Source organism: Sporolactobacillus terrae DSM 11697 (genome assembly GCF_000648615.1).
Lineage (GTDB): Bacteria > Bacillota > Bacilli > Bacillales > Sporolactobacillaceae > Sporolactobacillus > Sporolactobacillus terrae.
Genome location: NZ_JFZC01000004.1, coordinates 96,999 through 116,350 on the forward strand (window position 1 = coordinate 96,999; position 19,352 = coordinate 116,350).

Annotated in this window: 21 protein-coding genes; 8 read left to right on the plus strand and 13 right to left on the minus strand. The window is 43.5% G+C overall.

The annotated features are described in order from the left end of the window. Positions 1-28: 28 nt before the first annotated feature. Genes mgsA through AA84_RS0100465 form a run of 3 tightly spaced genes read right to left on the minus strand, consistent with a single transcriptional unit; the run spans position 29 to position 1,641 of the window. Positions 29-442 (minus strand): methylglyoxal synthase, encoded by a 414-nt coding sequence (gene mgsA / locus AA84_RS0100455; protein ID WP_028975585.1) that lies wholly within the window; start codon positions 440-442, stop codon positions 29-31. A 43-nt stretch (positions 443-485) separates the two neighbouring features. Next, positions 486-1,298: a 4-hydroxy-tetrahydrodipicolinate reductase gene (dapB, locus tag AA84_RS0100460; protein ID WP_028975586.1), complete on the minus strand. Its 813-nt coding sequence runs from the start codon at positions 1,296-1,298 to the stop codon at positions 486-488. 19 nt (positions 1,299-1,317) lie between these two features. Further along, positions 1,318-1,641, minus strand: a complete 324-nt coding sequence (locus tag AA84_RS0100465; RefSeq protein WP_028975587.1) for a nucleotide pyrophosphohydrolase — start codon at positions 1,639-1,641, stop codon at positions 1,318-1,320. A gap of 212 nt (positions 1,642-1,853) precedes the next feature. Between AA84_RS0100465 and AA84_RS0100470 the strand changes: the two genes are divergently transcribed. Then, positions 1,854-2,750 (plus strand): YitT family protein, encoded by an 897-nt coding sequence (locus AA84_RS0100470; protein ID WP_028975588.1) that lies wholly within the window; start codon positions 1,854-1,856, stop codon positions 2,748-2,750. Positions 2,751-2,912: 162 nt separating this feature from the next. Here the strand turns inward: AA84_RS0100470 and AA84_RS0100475 are convergent, their stop codons facing one another. Both AA84_RS0100475 and AA84_RS0100480 read right to left on the minus strand, forming a co-directional pair. Next, positions 2,913-4,460: an amidase family protein gene (locus AA84_RS0100475; protein ID WP_037562547.1), complete on the minus strand. Its 1,548-nt coding sequence runs from the start codon at positions 4,458-4,460 to the stop codon at positions 2,913-2,915. 192 nt (positions 4,461-4,652) lie between these two features. Beyond that, the gene (locus AA84_RS0100480; RefSeq protein WP_028975590.1) at positions 4,653-4,982 is read right to left on the minus strand and encodes a hypothetical protein; all 330 of its coding nucleotides are present in this window, start codon (positions 4,980-4,982) and stop codon (positions 4,653-4,655) included. Between the two features lie 216 nt (positions 4,983-5,198). Between AA84_RS0100480 and AA84_RS0100485 the strand changes: the two genes are divergently transcribed. Then, positions 5,199-5,474 carry a GNAT family N-acetyltransferase gene (locus AA84_RS0100485; protein ID WP_028975591.1) on the plus strand — a complete coding sequence of 92 codons (276 nt, stop codon included), beginning with the start codon at positions 5,199-5,201 and terminating at the stop codon, positions 5,472-5,474. 187 nt (positions 5,475-5,661) lie between these two features. Here AA84_RS0100485 and AA84_RS0100490 read toward each other — a convergent pair whose 3' ends face one another. From AA84_RS0100490 to AA84_RS0100500, 3 genes are all read right to left on the minus strand, one after another. Continuing rightward, positions 5,662-6,180 (minus strand): MerR family transcriptional regulator, encoded by a 519-nt coding sequence (locus AA84_RS0100490; RefSeq protein ID WP_028975592.1) that lies wholly within the window; start codon positions 6,178-6,180, stop codon positions 5,662-5,664. Between the two features lie 116 nt (positions 6,181-6,296). Then, positions 6,297-7,280, minus strand: a complete 984-nt coding sequence (locus AA84_RS0100495; RefSeq protein ID WP_028975593.1) for a YeiH family protein — start codon at positions 7,278-7,280, stop codon at positions 6,297-6,299. Positions 7,281-7,538: 258 nt separating this feature from the next. Beyond that, positions 7,539-7,838: a hypothetical protein gene (locus AA84_RS0100500; RefSeq protein ID WP_028975594.1), complete on the minus strand. Its 300-nt coding sequence runs from the start codon at positions 7,836-7,838 to the stop codon at positions 7,539-7,541. Positions 7,839-8,040: 202 nt separating this feature from the next. On the opposite strand from AA84_RS0100500, the gene AA84_RS0100505 reads away from it, so the two are divergent. Further along, complete coding sequence (locus tag AA84_RS0100505; RefSeq protein ID WP_028975595.1) at positions 8,041-8,931, plus strand: SDR family oxidoreductase; 891 nt, start codon at positions 8,041-8,043, stop codon at positions 8,929-8,931. 206 nt (positions 8,932-9,137) lie between these two features. After that, complete coding sequence (locus AA84_RS0100510; RefSeq protein ID WP_028975596.1) at positions 9,138-9,572, plus strand: YrvL family regulatory protein; 435 nt, start codon at positions 9,138-9,140, stop codon at positions 9,570-9,572. Positions 9,573-9,823: 251 nt separating this feature from the next. On the opposite strand, the gene AA84_RS0100515 is transcribed toward AA84_RS0100510, so the two are convergent. From AA84_RS0100515 to htpG, 3 genes are all read right to left on the minus strand, one after another. Further along, entirely contained in the window at positions 9,824-10,663 is an 840-nt protein-coding gene (locus AA84_RS0100515) for a fructosamine kinase family protein (RefSeq protein ID WP_028975597.1), read from the minus strand. 61 nt (positions 10,664-10,724) lie between these two features. Beyond that, the gene (locus tag AA84_RS0100520) at positions 10,725-11,825 is read right to left on the minus strand and encodes a DmpA family aminopeptidase (RefSeq protein WP_028975598.1); all 1,101 of its coding nucleotides are present in this window, start codon (positions 11,823-11,825) and stop codon (positions 10,725-10,727) included. 218 nt (positions 11,826-12,043) lie between these two features. After that, positions 12,044-13,927 carry a molecular chaperone HtpG gene (gene htpG / locus AA84_RS0100525; protein WP_028975599.1) on the minus strand — a complete coding sequence of 628 codons (1,884 nt, stop codon included), beginning with the start codon at positions 13,925-13,927 and terminating at the stop codon, positions 12,044-12,046. Positions 13,928-14,143: 216 nt separating this feature from the next. On the opposite strand from htpG, the gene AA84_RS0100530 reads away from it, so the two are divergent. Next, a complete protein-coding gene (locus AA84_RS0100530; protein WP_028975600.1) occupies positions 14,144-14,794 on the plus strand; it encodes a histidine phosphatase family protein in 651 nt (216 codons plus the stop codon). Positions 14,795-14,928: 134 nt separating this feature from the next. Here the strand turns inward: AA84_RS0100530 and AA84_RS0100535 are convergent, their stop codons facing one another. Together AA84_RS0100535 and AA84_RS0100540 are read right to left on the minus strand one after the other, a co-directional pair. Continuing rightward, positions 14,929-16,095, minus strand: coding sequence for an aminotransferase (locus AA84_RS0100535; RefSeq protein ID WP_028975601.1), 1,167 nt, complete (start codon positions 16,093-16,095; stop codon positions 14,929-14,931). Further along, the gene (locus AA84_RS0100540) at positions 16,095-16,595 is read right to left on the minus strand and encodes an Lrp/AsnC family transcriptional regulator (protein ID WP_028975602.1); all 501 of its coding nucleotides are present in this window, start codon (positions 16,593-16,595) and stop codon (positions 16,095-16,097) included. The genes AA84_RS0100535 and AA84_RS0100540 overlap by 1 nt, the downstream gene beginning before the upstream one ends. A 200-nt stretch (positions 16,596-16,795) precedes the next feature. Between AA84_RS0100540 and gpmA the strand changes: the two genes are divergently transcribed. The 3 genes from gpmA (at position 16,796) to AA84_RS0100555 (ending at position 19,329) form a co-directional block, all read left to right on the plus strand. Then, the gene (gpmA, locus tag AA84_RS0100545) at positions 16,796-17,494 is read left to right on the plus strand and encodes a 2,3-diphosphoglycerate-dependent phosphoglycerate mutase (RefSeq protein WP_028975603.1); all 699 of its coding nucleotides are present in this window, start codon (positions 16,796-16,798) and stop codon (positions 17,492-17,494) included. A 53-nt stretch (positions 17,495-17,547) separates the two neighbouring features. After that, on the plus strand, positions 17,548-18,894 hold the full coding sequence (locus AA84_RS0100550; protein WP_028975604.1) for an MATE family efflux transporter: 1,347 nt from the start codon (positions 17,548-17,550) through the stop codon (positions 18,892-18,894). A gap of 147 nt (positions 18,895-19,041) precedes the next feature. Next, entirely contained in the window at positions 19,042-19,329 is a 288-nt protein-coding gene (locus AA84_RS0100555) for a hypothetical protein (protein ID WP_128166725.1), read from the plus strand. The last annotated feature ends 23 nt before the right edge of the window (positions 19,330-19,352 follow it).

The window sequence follows — 19,352 nt, forward strand, 5'->3', positions numbered from 1 at the left end:
CTCATTTATATCAATACAAAAACTGTGCTTATTTATTTTCTTTGTTCTGGTGCAGAAGCTCTCGCCAATGCAATTCGCCATGCATCAATGCATACATCAAAATCTCTGCTGAAGCGAGATTTGTCGCAAGCGGAATACGGTACACGTCGCTTAATCGCAGCAGAGCATTAACATCAGGCTCATGCGGCTGCGCAGTCAGCGGATCGCGAAGAAAGACAACCAAATCCATTTGATTGGCGGCAATCATTGCACCGATTTGCTGATCACCGCCCAGCGGTCCTGATTGAAAACGATGAACCGTTAGGCCTGTCGCCTCCATGACCTTCGATCCTGTTGTTCCAGTCGCATACAACGCATGCTTTTTTAATAGCGATTTATAGACGATGGTAAAATTGACCATTTCCGGTTTCTTCTTATCATGGGCAATCAATGCAATCTTCATGCTTTTAGCACACCTCGATCCCTTGGATGCTCGTCCATGTCATTTAATCAAGAATATTTTCAAGACCGTATACTAACGTTTCCAAATCCATCACTGTTTTTGCCGCATAATGCACACCGTTCATGAATGAAGCACGATCCATGGAATCATGACGAAGCGTGAGCAGTTCCCCTTTACCACCGAAAAGGACTTCTTGATGGGCAATTAACCCAGGAAGACGGACACTGTGAATCCGCATTCCTTCATAATCAGCGCCACGTGCACCTGGAAGTGTTTCTTTTTCATCGGCTGCACCTTGTTTTTTTGCTTGGCGCGTTTTTGTCATCAGTTCAGCGGTTTTAACTGCTGTTCCAGATGGCGCATCCTTTTTCTTATCATGATGCAATTCAATAATTTCCGCATCGGGGAAATACTTTGCAGCCATTTGACTGAACTTCATCACAAGAACGGCACCAATGGCAAAATTTGGAGCGATGATGCCGCCAAGTTTTTTTTCATCCATTTGTGAACGGTATGCCGCAACGTCATCATTGCTGAATCCGGATGTACCAATAACTGGACGTACGCCATAATCAATTGCCTTTTGAAGATTACGTTTTCCTGAGTCAGGATTGGTGAAGTCAATCAGGATATCTGCTTGCTCATTCGAAAAACAAGCATCAATGTCCGTATAAACCTTTGCATCCGCCCCCTCTGCTCCCGGGACCAACTCTGAAACACGAGCACCATCATGACCATGGTCAACAGCTGCCACCAGTATCAGATCAGGCGCCTTCTCGATCATACGAATGGTTTCCGAACCCATTCGTCCTCTCGGTCCGGCTACAATAATACGAAGTTCTTTTTTCTCAGTCATGTTGTTTAAGTTCCCTTCCTTATTTTCTCGTCCACCGATCCTTGTCGCGCGTTTGGAATTTATCCAACACCGTTGTTAAAGCTTGTCCTAAATCAATATGCAGACTGTTCGCCATGCAGATGACGACAAAGAGCAAGTCGCCAAGCTCTTCTTCAACGGTTTTTTCAGCTTCGGTCGGTTTCTTCTTCTTCTCGCCATAATAATGATTTATTTCTCTTGCCAGTTCGCCGAGTTCTTCCGTCAATCGAGCGGTAAGCGCAAGCGGCGAAAAATAACCCTCTTTAAATTGACCGATGTATGCATCGACATCATCTTGAAACGTTTTCAATGTTTTCTGTTCCATAACAATCCCTCACCCCTGTTCCATTTTAGCGAAAAAAGAGCGGTATGCCAAAAAAAAACACTAATTGCAGTTGGATTATACCACTGTTTTCCACCCGATGAAAATCATACAAAGCAATTGTTTTTATAATTGCTGCCTCATGTGTATTGAAGTATTATTTTGTAAACCGTATGATTAAGGTTGCGACTTTGATACGAAAGGGCTGTAGGTACATGAAACTCAATTTACAAGCAAAAAATATTCTCTTTATTCTGCTTGGGGCAGCCGTGTTTTCATTTGGGTTAGTGAATTTCAATATGAAAAATACATTGGCCGAGGGCGGGGTTACCGGCATTAACCTGATTTTATATAATTTATTATCGTTTGATCCTGCTGTAAGCAATATTGTGATTAATATTCCATTATTTTTCGCGGGCTGGCGATTCTTTCGGAGAAATGAATTTATTTATACATTGATTGGAACGTTCTCCCTCTCCGTGTTCCTTTTTATCTTTCAGCATTGGATTACCTTTGATTTTTCATTAAAGCATGATCTTCTCCTTGCTGCGCTCTTTGCCGGCGCTTTCATCGGCAGTGGACTGGGAATCATTTTTCGCTATGGGGGAACTACCGGCGGCACGGATATCATTGCTCGAATTACCCATAAAAAATATGGGTGGGCGATGAGCAAAACGATGCTTGTACTTGACGCGGTCATCATTGTTCTTTCACTGTGCTACTTGGACTATCGTCAAATGATGTACACATTGGTCGCTGTGTTTGTTGGTGCGCGTATGATTGATGTGATTCAAAAAGGTGCCTATGCCGCTAAAGCGGTTATGATTTTCTCGAAACAAAGCGATCGGATTGCGGATCAAATCATTCAATTGTTCGATCGAAGTGTTACGCTCATTGACGGAAAGGGCGGCTACACGGGAAGGAAGATGAATATACTGTATTGTGTTGTCAGCTCCAATGAAGTGTTCCGCTTAAAAAGCTTGATCCATGAAGTTGATCCCAACGCCTTTGTGACGGTCAATGACGTTCATGAAGTGTTCGGAGAAGGATTTTCGATCAATGATGCCGATAACGGATTAAATCAGCGGCAGCCTGAAAAAAACAATAAATGAAACGCATGATCCGATGGAGCAGTTATACGCGGTTTAACTAAAAACAGATCGAGCATGATCGCTCGATCTGTTTTTTCTCACAGAATAAGAAGTATACAATTTTTGGCAAATCCTAAACGCATGAAGCCCATGTGCACATAGGCGGCTCGAAACTATTTTTCGTTAAAGGAGCGGATTTACTCGTATTTCTGCTGCCTGTTCAAAAGAATAGGCCAATTCGATTAAGCGCGGTTCACTGTACGCCATGCCGACAAAGGTGATTCCAACCGGTTCACCGGCAGAGGTATAACCGGCGGGAACGGTAATCGAAGGATATCCGGCTTTTGCCGCAATATCCGATCCCTGATAATCAGCAAAGATCAGCGCATCCAGTTTGCGCGTTTTTATCACGGCATCTATACCTTCTTTTCTTGACAGCCGCAAGTCTTCCGCACGGTCAACAAGATACTGACGCTCGCTAAGGTCGCCGCTTCGCTGATCTGCCTTTTCTAATAGGCTTTGCCCATAGGCTAATGCCTGATCCGCGTGCGCCTTATTGAACGCAATCAGTTCAGAGAGCGTATGTACCGGAACGTCATCAGACAATTGGTGTAAGTAGCGATTCATATCATATTTAAATTCCTGCAGCATGACTGAGGATTCGCGGTTTTCTAACGAATCGGTTGACGGGATGACCGCCGGATCAACAATATATGCACCTTTATCACGCATACGGTCAAGCGCACGGTTAATCAATGCGGCTTTTTCATCACTCACTGAATCCAAGAAGCGCCGATCAATCCCCAGACGGGCATTCTTTAACGCACCGCGTTTTAAAAAGACGGTATAATCTTTGGCAACATCGCCCTGGCTCCAAATCGTCTCTTCGTCATCTTCATCCATTCCCGTCATTGCATTGAACAAAAGCACGGCATCTTGCACCGTGCGCGCAATCGGTCCTGCAGTATCCTGACTGTGTGAAATCGGCACAATGCCGCTCCGGCTTACCACGCCGATCGTTGGCTTTATGCCGACTAGTGAATGGTAAGCGGCCGGGCAGATTATAGAACCGGAAGTCTCTGTACCGATGCCAACAGCGGCTAAATTGGCAGCAACCGCAGCGGCCGTTCCGCTGCTTGAGCCGCCAACATCAAACGACGCGCCATACGGATTGCGGACTTGTCCACCAAGCGAACTGTAACCATTAGGCATTTCCTCTGAAACAAAATTAGCAAGTTCTGTAAGATTTGCTTTTCCGAGAATGATTGCCCCCGCTTTTTTCAGCTGAGTGACCACAAAAGCATCTTTTGCAGCATGATTGTTCTGCAAAGCGATTGCCCCCGCGGTCGTGTGCATCGCGCCTGCTGTATTAATATTATCTTTAACGATCACAGGAATCCCGAAGAGAGGGCCAACATCTTTCGTAACTGACCGTTTTACATCGCATGCTTCCGCATCATGCAGGACATCCGGATTCACTTCTAAAACCGAATTTAATGTTGGCCCGTCTTTATCAAAGCGTTCAATACGATCCAAGTAGATCTGCACCAGCTCTTTTGAAGTCACTTGCCCAATCTTTAACGCTTTTTGCATTCTACTGATCGTCATTTCTTCAATTTCAAACGGTTTTCGTTTTGCAGCTTCTTGACGAAGGTACATTCCCGCAGTTACTGCTGCTGCGGCTGCACCCGTTAAGGCTGCTGCAAAGGCAAACGTTCTCTTTTTTGACATGAGGTTCACTCCATTGATCGATTTGCTTAATTTATGTAAAGCCTGTCTGCAAATTTAACCTCATCTTACCGTTTCAAACCGAAACTTGCAAGAATGGACAATATCATTGAGCTTAAGTTCAAAAAAAGAACTTAAGGCATTCCCCTTAAGTTCGATCAATAGATATCGGTTTAGTTCACTCTTGTTGCGGATTCAGTCATTCTTGTCGTAAGGTGAACACCCTGAGTCTTTAAAGCGCGGTTCGAATGATTTAATCGCAACCACATCATCGAGACAGATATCGATTGTGGAAACAAAATGACGCTCACAGTCAAACAAAGTCAACACATTTTTAGAAACCCCGGCGAAATAGCCTGTGACTGGTTTTGAACTTTTCAAGAAGACCTTAACAAAATCATTCTTTGAAATGCCTTCCAGTAATTTTTTGCCGCAATCGCGATCGCGACGGCCATAGTCACCACCGTAATTATCTCCACACCCGCAACCGGACTGAGTTCCATATACGAAGTTATTCCAACCCATAGAATTACTCCTTCCTGATTCTTTATTGATCTTACATAAATAGCTTATGTGCCAACGGCTTAAAAGTTAGGGACAAAGTATCCAATATATCTGCGTAATTTTCGAGCCTTTTGCCACAAAGCAGCGATTCCAGACAAATAAGATTGCATTTCAATTGATAAAGCGGATACATTTATGGTTCAATGAAAGAAAAGAGAATAGAATCGAGGGCTGACAATGGAATTAAAAAAAGGAACGAACCGTTTTTATATGCTTGATGGTGACAAAGAGATTGGTGAAGTCACCTTCACTGAAGATCAACCTGCAGTATTGAGCATTAATCATACCTTCGTCGATTCGAATTACCGCGGAAAGGGCATTGCACAGCAATTAATTCAAGCAGTTGTTGCTTTAGCTAGGGACGACCAAAAAAAGATTAATCCCGTTTGTTCTTATGCACAGGCATTCTTCAAACGAAATAAAGACTATGCTGCAATTGAATATCATCGATAAGAAAAACTAGGCTATGCCTACATCAACAACATGCTTGAACGGCACTTCAGCTTCTCGCTGGCATCGGAGCGTTTTCATGTCTGTAACGGACTTCGTGATGAAGGGATGCTGATCATCGTACCAGCAAAGCTAAATCATACTTTCTGTAACGATAAAAAGACGGGTTGGCAATAGCCACCCCGTCTTTTTATTGACCTAAGATTTTGGCAAACAATCCTTTCTTATGCCTTTTTTTCTCTTCCGTCAGCTCTCTCAAGTGCAGCATCAGCTGCTTGTCTCTAAGCTCAATTCTGCGTTCAAGTTCAGTACTAAAGTTTTTCATCACTTGATTTGCTGCCTGTTCAGCCGCAGAGGCGGCAACTTCTTCAATCATGGAATGGATTTGCGGATCGGGCAAAAAAACTTTTTTACGGGCCTGAGGCAGTACGGTCTCTTCAATGGCTGGCAGATTACTCTTTTCTATTGCCTTGCATAGTAATTGCGCCGCCTCATCAATGGTCACATCATTTTTAACTTTTTGGAGTAATTTTTCAATCATCTCCAGATTTTCTTGGAAATAGATCCGTTGATTGCTTTTATTACGTGTAAATTGATAACCATGTTTTTCTAAAGCCATCGTCAAATGTCTGAGTTTATTTTTGGTAATTCCTAATTTTTCAGCAGCAAGTTTTGTGAAAAAACCGATCGATTCTTCGTCCGCACGCATTAAAGTCCCTCCTTAATGAGTCTATAAGTATATGCTACTTATAGAGTTACACATTGAGGTCCTCTTTTCCTATTCGCTTTGCGATCATTCGTCAAAGACTTATCGACGATATTTGATTAAAACAGCCAATGTTGGACAAATAGTGAGACAATTGCCAGCACAATCCAGCATATCAATCCAAGAAAGATCGGTCGAATTCCGTTTTTCAGCAGCTTGACAAAGTTCGTATTCAGCCCGATACAGACCATGGCCATGACCATCATATATTTCCCAGTTACTGTCAAAGCGTCCGTTAAACCTTGTGGTAATGAAAAAACAGTCGTCATGACGGATGCAGCTGCAAATCCAAGCACAAACCAAGGAAAGATTTTTGAAAAACGATAGGATCCGGCCTGTCCGCTGCTCTTTCGTGCAAAAATGAATGCGAGTGCCAGCGTTACCGGAATAATCATCAAGGTCCGCGTCAGCTTGACAATGACCGCCAAATTGCCCGCATCATGACTGTATGTATATCCTGCTGCCACAACAGACGATGTATCATTAATTGCCGTTCCTGCCCATAAACCAAATTGGTCATTACTCATGCCAAATAAGTGACCTAGAAATGGAAATAAAAAAGCAGCAATGACATTAAAAAGGAAAATTGTGGAGATGGCATGCGCGACTTCCTCATCTTTCGCACGAATAACCGGAGCGGCAGCCGCAATTGCTGATCCGCCGCAAATTGCCGTTCCCACAGCAATTAATGTCGTTGTTCGTCCTTCAGTCCGCAGCAGCTTCCCTGCGAGATATGCACCGAGAAAGGCTGCAGTCAAGGTGAAGATCATCAGGAGCAGGGTTTGTCCACCAACATGGAGGATATCGAACAAGTTCAACCCGAACCCCATTAGAATAATGGCATACTGAAGGACCTTCTTGCTCGTGAAGACAACTCCAGGATGCCAAACTGCCGGCCTCTTCCAAAAGGAGAGAATCAAGCCAAGCAAAATGCCGATAACCGGACTGCCGACAATCGGAAAATAGGATCCGACCAGCCATGCGGGAATAGCAAGTCCAGCAGCCAGTCCAATACCCGGAAATTTTTCAATAAATGATGACATAAATCAAATCGTTCCCCTTTTTTCTAATAAACATAAAGCAAGCCCTTGAAAGGGCGAACGAATGGGTAAGCTGAGTAACCCGCTCTCTTATTAAGTTTGAATGCCATTGACTCAAGCGTACACCTCTTTCAAAACGAGCAGCTATTTATGTTTACATCATTCGTTTATTGAAGCTTTTTTGGTTCAATAAACCCAAAGATTGATTATACACCGAGACCGCGATGTGTGATCAGTGCTACTTTGTCAAACCTGTTAAAATCATACGCTAAATAATGGCGCCAAGAAAATGAGCAGAACAATCGCTGCAATGATACAAACCGTTTGTTTTGTCGACAGCGCTCTACGCTGCTTTCCGTGAAAAAAATATTTAAATTGAAGCTTGTTTTGATAAACAAGTAACAAACCGAGTGCTGTTGCACTTAATATCATCAAAAAACCGATCACATTAATTTTAAAATGAAGCAGCGTTTCCATGAAGGTGATGACAAGAGCAGCAAGCACACAAATCAGACTATGCATTATCCAAGGTCGAAAAGGCACACCCCATTTTCTATTCATTCGAATCCCCCATTTTGAACTTAAGGATGTAGCAGTTCACATGTTAAGCTTGTTTTCATTTTATTGCAGTGCGTCTTGATTATGCTGGCATACTGGCGGAAAAGTACTGCTACATAAAAACAATCCGTACGGTTCATCCTATAACGGATAAACGAAAATGGCTTCTAACCATTCACGCAGCTTTAAAAAAGGAGGAGAAAAAATGGTTGATACTGTCGTTCATGATCCTACAAAAGAATACACATCAAGCACCTATCCGAAACAGGAACAGCCGGCGCCGGGCCTGCAATCGCGTATGACCCCCATTCCTAATTGCGGTGAGCAGACCTATAAGGGCAGCGGGAAGCTTACAGGAAGGAAGGCACTGATTACCGGCGGAGATTCAGGAATTGCGCGAGCAGCTGCGATTGCTTACGCGCGTGAAGGTGCTGATGTTGCTATAAGTTATTTACCCTATGAACAGCCCGACGCTGACGAAGTAAAGACGCTCATCGAAAACGCCGGTCAAAAAGCTGTCCTGATTCCCGGAGATCTGACAAACGAAGGTTTTTGTCAGCAAATGATCGATCAAACCGTTAAAGCACTGGACGGCTTAGATATACTTGTTCTATCCGCCGGGATGCAGCAGGCATACGAAAGCATCAGCGATATTCCATCCAATATTCTGATCAAACATTTTGAAACCAATGTTTTCTCCATGTATTGGATTGTAAAAGCGGCATTAAAGCATTTGCCAAATGGCGCTTCCATTATTACCACAAGTTCGGTTGAAGCCTACAATCCAAGCCCGGATCTGCTTGCCTATTCGCCGACAAAAAGTGCCATCGTTGCGTTTACAAAAGGACTTGCCAAACAGTTGATTCATCAAGGAATACGCGTCAATTCAGTTGCTCCCGGTCCCATTTGGACGCCGCTTCAAATAGCTGGCGGACAATTACAAAAAAACATTGCAAAGTTCGGTCAAGACACAATCTACAAAAGGGCCGGTCAACCTGCAGAATTAGCCGCTGCGTATGTATTGCTTGCTTCAGCAGAATCCAGTTATGTAACCGGACAAGTTTATGGTGTCACCGGCGGTATCCCTATTGCCTAATCACAAGCACAAGGAAACGCTCCTCGTTTAACCCGCGGCTCAAAAGTGCGCTGCGGGTTTAAACGTGTTTTCCTCCTCACCAAGTCGATCATCATCAAAATTGAATGGAATTGCTGTTTGATACTTTTCGATTAGTCATTCTGTGCTATACTTTTTTAGTACGCTGGCATGGCTGTACGAATACATAGATTTATGGAGTGTCTCGCGTGAAATACAACCCCAAAAAACTGCCTTTGCGCTTGAAGGCTTTAATCATAACGCTGATCACAATCGGCGTTATTGCAACGGTTCTCATGACAATTGGTGCGCTTTATTTTGGGTTTATTGGCCTATTTAATTTATTAGGGATTCATTATGATGACTTCAATACGCTCTTTATGTTTACGATCCTTTATTGCGCGTTCAGCCTCATCGGCGAGGTCGTACTCAAAGGGTTTATTTATGTCGTTCACTACTTCAAAGTAAAAAAATGGCAGATTAAATGGATCTTTCTTTTTCTCACAGCATTTTTTGTAAATATCGCAATCATTTCATCGCTTGATGATCAATTGACCGGGATCTATATTCATCCGGAAACCAAATTTATTGTCTCGTTGTTCCTCGCCGCACTCGATCTTGCCATGGAATGGGACAAAATATGAGGCCTTCCCAAAAGGGTATTGGATACTGCGCTCCGGTTGCACGCATCAACAGAGCGCGACCGCGGGCAATTCAGGAGTCTCGCATCTTCGCACTTAATCCCAAAATAGACGTTTTTGGTTTCTGCCAAAAAACTGGACTTGATTCGTGAAGATTTGGCCAGGTGTGCATTCGTTCAACAGCTTCAATTCAGTTAGCGGAACGTTTGCCTTTAAATTCTCATGTTTACATAATTTTATTTCTGTAATTTATTTTAGCTTCTTAGCGCACGATCAACTGCCGCACCATAGCCTTCGCCAAACATGATCAAGTGACAAAGCAGATAGTACAGCTGATACCATGGAACGCGTGCTTGCCATCCTTCTTCAAGTGGATACGCTTCTTGATAAGCTTGATAAAATTCAGATCCGAATCCTCCAAAAAGCAGCGTCATCGCCAAATCCATCTCTCGGTTCCCGTAGAAAACAGACGGATCAATCAAAACAGGATCACCGTTTCGATCATACATAATATTTCCACCCCAAAGATCACCATGAAGCAGACTTGGTGTCACGGTGCGGTTTTTGTAGGTTTGGCTGAATCGTTCGCCGAATCGTTCAAAGGCCTGCTGACGCGTAACATTCCAATACCCGCGCGCTTCTGCGTAACCGATGAGCGGCCCCAGTTTTCGTTCAAGATAAAAGGTTGCCCAATCCTTTTCACGCCGATTATCCTGGGGCAGCTGACCGGCGTAACTATTAAATGCAAAGCCGAATCGCGTGTCCGTTTGTCGATGTACATGTGCAAGGACGCGGCCAAGCTTTGCTTCATTCCGACGTGTCCCCTCTGCAATCCACTCAAGGATTAAGTAATCCTGAGCCCCGATCACTCCTTTATGTATAACTTTTGGCGTACGAGCGGCCTTTCTCAGCAGTTCCAGCCCAGTGGCTTCCGAAGTGAAAAAGTTGTTATCGGTATGCTTATGAAGTTTTAAAAAGTAGCGCCGATCACCTGAATAGATGCTATATGCATCATTGATGTCGCCGCCGGGTACCGATTGAACGTCATGAATCGATTTAAGGGGCAGCTGCGTTATGATTTGCTTTGATAACATGAGTCGTTCCTCCTTGTCTGTACCATGTTTAACTCGACCACAGTATATAAATATTTGCTGATTACGTAATGCTAAGTCCAAGTTTATCCATCAAAAAAGCAACTTGCGCGTCTGGCTGCTCCGCTTGAAGTGCTTTCATTGCGTCACAGAATGAGTGAATCGGTCTGCCCTGCCGATCAACGGTTGCATCCGCATGGATAAGCGAGCTAAGTACCGACTCTTCTACCACGGATGCCGTCGCTCGAAAAAGCGAATCCATGACACTTTCGTGAAGCGACACATGCGTGGTCAACATTGTAGTTGAAGCATGCGGGATACGATTTGCTGTTGAGAAAGCGAGTGCAATTTCTCCACTGCCATTCCCGATAAACGCTCCTGTTCGTGAGATGCCCACACTGGAACGTTTGCATAGCCGTGTTAATTGCCGATGATCCAAAGGTAAATCCGTTGCCAAAATAACAAGGATGCTCCCTTTCTCCACTTCTTCATTTTCTTTGAAAAATGGATGCAACTTCGTACCAATTGGGCATCCGTAGATATTTAAATCACGCAGGCTCCCAAAATTCGACAGTACAAGTGAACCAATGGTAAAGGGAAGCCCATCAATGACGACTTGACGCGATGCTGAGCCGATCCCGCCTTTAAGCCCGTAACAACACATGCCTGTTCCTGCACCGATCGCCCCTTCAGCGAAAGTATGTTCCACCGAAGCGATTGCTTGATTGACGTGCAGCTCCTGAATCGCCATTGCTCGAATATCATTAATCGTCCCATCGTTACATTCTAAAACAAGCGGATTCACGGTGCACGTTGTATCCCCTATGTCTGCATTCTGATTCAGCATATACTTAATCAACGCATTCATTGCTGTGCCCACAGCAAATGTGTTTGTCAGTAAGATCGGCGTTTCCAGTGAGCCAAGTTCATTGATCTGAATTAAACCGACACTCTTGCCAAATCCATTAATTATATGCGCAGCTGCAGGGAGTTTGGATTGAAACAGGTTGCTCGTTTGCGGAAGAATGGCGGTTACGCCGGTGTTTATTTGCTCCGTTTTGATTGTTGAATGTCCAACTGTAACGCCGGGTACATCCGTAATTAGATTTAGTGGTCCTTTCATGCCAACGCTTAATTCATCATAAAGCGGCTTATTTAACCCCATAATCGCATGCATACTCCTTTAATGGTCGAAAAATTAATTCGATAAATAAGATAGATCTATTTCTCCCCATTCTATCATAACAGCATCAATGCTTTGCACTGAAAAGGGACTGGCAGCGCGCGGAACACGAATTAACGATCATCTGAAGAAACACAAAAAAGCTGCCGTTTCCTGTTGATCATGAAACGACAGCTTTCTTAAATTAGAGTTCGTCTGCCTCAGCCCATTAACTCACAGATATTTTTGGAGAAGGCGACGGGGTCTTGAATTGGAAGCCCCTCAATTAATCGCGCTTGATTATACAAAAGACTCGTATAGAGGGCAACCTTGTTCTGGTCATTTAGATCGAAAGCGGCCTTTAAAGCCTTAAAAACGTCATGATTTGTATTCACTTCAAGAACTTTATCCGCTTTAATGTTTTCATTATTCGGCATTTGATTCAATACTTTTTCCATTTCAATCGATACTTCACCCTCCGTTGCAAAGCAAACCGGATATGACTTCAAGCGTTTCGAAGCACGAACACCCTTTACTTGATCAGACAGAACTTCTTTCATCTTATCAAATAGGCCTTTATTCGCTTTTTCTTCTGCTTCATCCTGTTTCTTTTCTGAGTCATCCTCAATGCCAAGATCACTGCTGGATACCGATTTGAATGCTTTTTCTTTATAACTCTGAAGCATTTTGATTGCAAATTCATCGATATCTTCAGTGAAGTAGAGGATTTCAAATCCTTTATCTGCGACAAGTTCCGTTTGCGGAAGTTTACTGATCTTTTCGATTGAATCGCCGACCGCATAATAGATATATTTTTGTTCTTCAGGCATCCGTGATACATATTCACCCAGAGTAACCATTTTCTTTTCTGTTGACGAATAGAACATCAGCAGGTCTTGAAGATCATCCTTGTGCTGACCGAAATCTGAGTAAACGCCATATTTCAACTGGCGACCGAATGCTTTAAAAAATGTTTCATACTTTTCACGATCATCTTTCAGCAGTTTTTGCAGTTCCTTTTTAATTTTATGATTAATATTCTTAGCAATTAATTTCAACTGCTTGTCCTGCTGCAAGATTTCGCGTGAAATATTTAGTGAAAGGTCTTCAGAATCGACAATTCCTTTGACGAAACTGAAATAGTCCGGCAGCAGATCCGCACATTTTTCCATAATCATGACGCCGTTTGAATACAGTTCCAAACCTTTTTCATATTCCTTTGAATAGTAATCGAAGGGAATGTTTTCTGGAATGTAGAGGATTGCATGGTAGCGAATCATACCGTCTGCTTGAATATTAATGTAACGCAGCGGTGTGTCAAAACCATAATGCTTCTCTTTATAGAAGTTTTCATAGTCTTCAGGTTTAAGCTCCGATTTATTTTTACGCCAGATCGGAACCATGCTGTTAATCGTTTGAACGTCTTTTACTTCTTCAAATTCCTTGTCGTTGTCTTTCTTTGGGCGGCTCTCAGTGATTTCCATTTTAATTGGATAGCGAATGAAATCTGAATATTTCTTTATAATTTCGCGCAGACGGTATTCTTCCAAATACTCGCTGTACTTGTCATCCTCAGTATCCTCCTTGAGGGTCAAAATGATATCGGTACCCACCGAGTCCTTGTCCGCGGTTGTGAGGGTGTAGCCGTCGATGCCTTCCGATTCCCACTTAAATGCTTGATCGCTATCCAGCGCTTTACTGATTACGGTTACCTTATCTGCTACCATGAATGCCGAATAGAAGCCGACACCGAATTGACCGATAATGTCATGGTCGTCTTTCGATTCATTTTCCGATTTGAATTTTAAGGAACCGCTTTGCGCAATCGTGCCCAAATTTTCTTCCAGATCTTCCTCAGTCATGCCAATCCCGGTATCGGAGATTTTTAACGTACGGTTTTCTTTATCCGTTTTGATTTCAATAGAGTAATGGTCTTTGTCAAAATTAATTGCGTCATCGGTGAGCGCGCGATAATAGATCTTATCAATCGCATCGCTGGCGTTAGAAATGAGCTCTCTCAAAAAGATTTCTTTCTGAGAATAGATCGAGTGGATCATCATTTCCATCAATTTTTTGGATTCTGCCTTAAATTCTTTTACTGCCATCAGTAATCCCCTTTCTCGTGAACCTCTATGTGAATGAGTTTTCCTACGCAAAGATTAGCACTCTATAGCAAAGAGTGCTAACACTCTTTTTATAGCCTATACGAACGGTTTTGTCAAATGAATGGTGATGCGCTGTTTCCCTAATAAAACGTTTACCTATTTTTCTTATCCATGATACAATCGCAAAAGAAAGTTATACAAATTGAGGGTGAATGAATGAAAACACTTTATATTGTTCGCCATGGCGAAACACTATTAAACTTGCTTAATCGCTCACAAGGGTGGGCAGATTCCCCTTTAACACAAAAGGGTACGGATCAGGCAATTGACTTAGGAAATAGATTTGGGAAGGCTGGCATCCATTTCGATAGCGCCTTCTGCAGCGATACCGGGCGTGCCCGGCAAACCGTGCAACAGATTTTGATGTCCTCCAACAACACAACTGCACGGGTTCAGGAAAACATTCATCTCCGTGAAGCCTCTTTTGGCCGTTTTGAGGGAGCAGACAATGATGAAATGTGGGCACAAGGAGGTGCTGCTGTCGGCGAAACCGGAATGAGCAGAAAATCATCGATCGGCCGTAAGATTAAAGCACTCTCGGGAATTAAACGTTTAGACACAATTCATTACGCCGAAGACTATACCGACGTTCAGAAGAGAATCAAGTCCTTTCAAGAAACACTTTGTCACACCCATGCTTCGAACATTCTGATCGTCACCCATTCCCTATATATCTGCTGTCTCGTTTACACACTAATCGATGATCAACAAGTGATCGACAAAGTTCCCAATTGCAGTGTCACGAAACTGACCTTGGAAAACAACAAGTTTCAGCTTGGCTACATTGGACGCACCAACCAATTTTAAACAAATTTTAAACAAATTTTAGCGAAGCAATTGATGAAAACCAAAAAGAGGAGATCTTATGAATTCATGAGACCTCCTCTTTCAATCGCTCACTAGTTAACAGCTTCAAATGGATGACCCCATAATCCTGCTGATTAAAGATTGTCGACAAAATGACGAATACGTTTCATCGCTTCTCTCAATTGATGCATTGACGTCGCATAGGAGCAGCGTACATACCCTTCGCCACTGTCTCCGAACGCATTGCCGGGAACAACGACGACACGTTCCTCATGAAGCAAACGCTTGGCAAACGATTCGGAATCCATGCCGGTTGATTCAATGTTCGGGAATGTATAAAAAGCGCCTTCAGGTTTGTAACAAGAAAGCCCCATCTCATTCAATGACTCAACAACAAAGTTGCGCCGCAAACGGTAACTTTTGCGCATTTCCGCCATATCGGATCGCCCATTGCGTAACCCTTCTAATGCGGCGTATTGGGCCATGGTTGACGCACACATAATGGCATATTGATGGATCTTCAGCATCCCCTGCGTGATCTCTGCTGGCGCGCAGACAAAACCGAGCCGCCAACCGGTCATTGCCATATCTTTCGAAAAACCACTCACTAAAATCGTCCGTTCCCGCATCCCATCGATTGCGGCAAAACTAGTATATAGATCGTCATAGACGAGTTCCGCATAAATTTCATCGGAGAGAATCAGCAGGTCATGCTTTTCAGCAACACCGGCAACCTGTTCCATCTCTTCCTTGCTCAGCATGGAACCGGTTGGGTTGTTTGGTGAACAAATCATAATCGCTTTTGTTCGTTCCGTGACGGCGTCTTCCAACTGACGGGCTTGCACCTTAAAATCATTCTCTTTTTCTGCTGCTACAATAACGGGAGTACCTCCGGCTAGAGTGACGAGCGGCGCGTAAGAAACAAAGCACGGTTCAACCACCAATACTTCGTCCCCCGGATCGAGAATCGCACGCAGCGCAATGTCGATTGCTTCGCTTGCGCCAACCGTAACGGTAATCTCATGCGCCGGATCATAGGAAACACAATAATAGTCGTCAACGTATTTCGCAATCGCTTCACGAAGTTCCAGCAAGCCGGCATTAGCTGTGTAGGAAGTATGGCCGTCCTCCAATGAAAGAATGGCTGCTTCCCGCACATTCCAAGGCGTTACAAAATCCGGTTCTCCAACACCGAGCGAAATAACATCCGTCATCCCGGCAGTCGCATCAAAAAATTTGCGGATTCCTGAAGGTTTCAGGTTTTGAACATGATTTGCAAGATATGATGTTTTCAGCACCATTACGGCGACACCACAATTCGTTTATCCCGATCATCCGAGTCATAAATTGTCCCATCGTGCTTAAATTTCTTCAAAACAAAATGAGTTGTCGTTGAAATGACTCCTTCGATTGTGGATAATTTCTGACTGACAAAATGGGCAACGTCATTGACCGATTGCCCCTCCACTTGAACCGACAAATCGTAGGTTCCCGACATCAGATAGACGGACTTGACCTCTTTATGCCGATAGATCCGTTTCGCAACTTCATTGAAACCGACATCTCTTTTCGGTGTCACTTTAACATCAATCATTGCCGTTACACCCTGATGTCCGTCAATCTTTGTCCAGTCAACAAGAGATACATAACGAACAATGACTTTTTGATCTTCAAGTTTTTTCACAATTTGACTGATTTGATCTACACTCAGATCCGTCATTTTTGCAAGCTCATCATTCGTGAGACGTGCATCTTTCTCTAAAATACCCGCGATTTCGATTTCCGTTGCGGTCAGTTTCACCTTAATCATTCCTCTCTTGATGATCCTGCATAAATAAGCTAAAAACATTATATAACGTTCTGGCCGCATGAACCACTTTTTTATCATAAAGCGGGCAACCCTTTTTGTGTCGCCGGGATTATTGGAAAAACATTTTCAATAAAGTATACTAACAAGTAACAAGTTTTTTTGATTTTGATCGCGGTGTGGAGGGTATACGCATGAAATTAGTTGTCGTACGTCATGGAGAAAGTGAATTTAACGAATTGAACCTGTTTTCCGGCTGGGAAGACGTTGATTTGACAAATAAAGGCATTAAAGAAGCCAAACATGCCGGGGCTCTATTGGCTAACCAGAACTTGAGTTTCGACGCTGCCTTTACTTCCGTATTAAAGCGTTCCATCAAATCATTAAACTACATATTAGAAAGATTGGATCAAGAATGGATTCCTGTACATAAGTCATGGCGGCTCAACGAACGGAGCTATGGCGCCTTGCAGCGATTAAACAAGGCCGAAACAGCTGAAAAAGAAGGAAAAGAACGTGTCAATCGCTGGAGAAAAAGTTATGACGCACTTCCGCCGATGTTGAATGTTTCCGATCCAAGACACCCGGTCCATGATCGCAGGTATCATAACATTGACCCGCACGCCCTTCCTGGAGGAGAGAGTTTGAAAACAACATTGGATCGTGTCCTTCCTTTTTGGACGGATCAGATTGCACCTTTACTGCGTGACGGAAATAATGTGCTTGTTGTCAGTCATCGCAACACATTGCGCGCATTAGTAAAACATCTTGAAAATCTGTCTGATGAAGAGATTGTCCATGTTGATGTTCCTACAGGGGTACCGGTTATCTTTGAGTTTGATCAAGCGTTGACGCTTGTCTCAAAAAAAGAACTGCTCAGTAAAGAAACATAATTTATTTTTACGCAGCGAGTGGCGCTGTGTTGGTTAAGGCTGGTTGATTGGATTTGAATGTACCATTAAGGAAGAAATGCCGTGACATACTTGTTTTAGCGATTCCGGCGATGATTGAAAGTCTTTTGCAAACTGTAGTCGGTTTTGTCGATACACTTTTTGTTGCGCGATTGGGATTGACTGAAGTTACAGCCGTCGGCGTGGCAAATACATTGCTTGCCGTTTATATTGCAGTGTTTATGGCAATTGGTATTGGAACTTCATCACTGATTGCGAAGCATATCGGCGCCGGAGATCTGGAAACGGCTCGGGAAGCCGCATGCAGATCGACACGGATCGCACTGATTGCAGGCTTTATCTTTGGCTTAGTTACACTAATCCTTGCGGAACCGTTGCTTAAGCTCATGGGTGCGGATGGTGAAGTGCTCCGTCAAGCGGCCCTCTATTTCCGTATTGTTGGCACCCCTTCGTTTGTTATTTCGTTAATGCTTCATTTAGGTAACGTATTGCGTGCTTCAGGAAATACAGTTTCGCCAATGATGATCAGTTTCTGGATGAATCTGATTCATATTGTACTTGATTATCTACTCATTTTCGGTATTTTTTCATTTAGCGGATTCGGCGTCTGCGGTGCTGCGATTGCAACCGTATTGACCCGAGTGATTGGTTCTGCTCTTTTAATCGTTGCAATGAAAAAATCACCCGTACATTTCTCATTTAAACGTCATACATCGTCTGAGCACAGCACATTGACTCGCGAAATTATCCGACTATCGATTCCTGCAACAGGAGAACGACTGGTTATGCGGCTGGGTCAAGTGGTTTATCTCGGTTTAATCGTTCATATGGGAACAGAGATTTATGCTGCCAACGCAATTGCCGAAAACATCGAAACATTTGCTTATCTGCCTGGGCTTGGGTTAAGTGTCGCTGCAACGGTGCTCGTCGGTAAGCAGCTCGGTGCGAAAAAATATGCTCTTGCCTATTCCTATGGGCGATTAACTGTACTCATTTCGGTTGCAATTATGAGTATCACTGGCGTGCTGTTATTCTTTTTAACGCCTTTTATGGCGTTCTGGTTTACTGGACAGGTTCATACGGCATCAATGATTACATTGGCGATGCGGATCGATGCCTTTTTCATGCCCCCACTTGCCGTCGGCCTTGTGCTCGCCGGCGCGCTTCAAGGAGCAGGTGATACGAAAACACCGCTGTATAGTACAGCAATCGGTATGTGGGGCATTCGCGTTCTGTTTATTTATCTGCTCGGTGTAAAGGGCGGAATGGGCATTGCCGGAATTTGGATTGCCCAAGGGATTGATTTGACGGTAAAAGCATTGTTTCTCTATTATTGTTTCCGGAAATTGTTCAAGCGCATCAAAAGTGCTCAAAACGAATAGTGCGCCCTCTGCTGTTTAGGCCCTAAGTGATGCTTCTTTTGGGTAATGAACCAAATAAAAAATAGATCGTTCGTCCCTTCTCATAAAAAGATCATGGCCTATAATGAAGTCAATAGAGTCAGGAGAGGTGGGACGGGTGGGATGCAGGTGCCTCAGGTTCGTACAGTGATCACTACCGGTCAGTCGTTAAAGAATACATATAACCAATTAAAAGCACTGGAACAAGAAAAAAGGGCTTGGCAATACGAGGAAGATCGAACTCATTTCTCAACCAAGGATGTAACGGATCAAAGAAAATTAAATCAAATTGCTGTGAAAATTGGTGCCCTGAATCGACAGATTAACCAAATTCATGTGCAACAGTCGATCGCTTCTCAAGACACACTGACCATTAGCAGCACCGCGATCAACCAGTATCGTTTCCATAACGAATAAGAGAGCCAAAATTGGCTCTCATT